The sequence below is a fragment of the Cobetia sp. BMC6 genome, from assembly GCF_029991385.1.
Taxonomy (GTDB): domain Bacteria; phylum Pseudomonadota; class Gammaproteobacteria; order Pseudomonadales; family Halomonadaceae; genus Cobetia.
In genome coordinates this window covers 1-255 of sequence record NZ_JAKUMF010000091.1, presented here as the reverse complement: position 1 = coordinate 255, position 255 = coordinate 1, and the positions used below count along the sequence as shown (strand labels likewise).

Here is a 255-nt window from a genome sequence, read left to right as displayed (position 1 = left end):
TCGAACCGGTGCACCTTCTCCCGAAGTTACGGTGCCATTTTGCCTAGTTCCTTCACCCGAGTTCTCTCAAGCGCCTTGGTATTCTCTACCTGACCACCTGTGTCGGTTTGGGGTACGGTCGCATGTGATCTGAAGCTTAGAGGCTTTTCCTGGAAGCGTGGCATCGATGACTTCCTGACCGTGGTCAGTTCGTCTCGCATCTCGACCTCGGAGGAACCGGATTTGCCTGATTCCTCGGCCTACATGCTTTCACCA

At 54.5% G+C, this 255-nt stretch carries 1 rRNA gene; it reads right to left on the bottom strand.

Annotation, left to right across the window (positions count from 1 at the left end):
• Nucleotides 1-255, bottom strand: a 23S ribosomal RNA gene (locus tag MKZ40_RS17135); the annotation flags it as partial.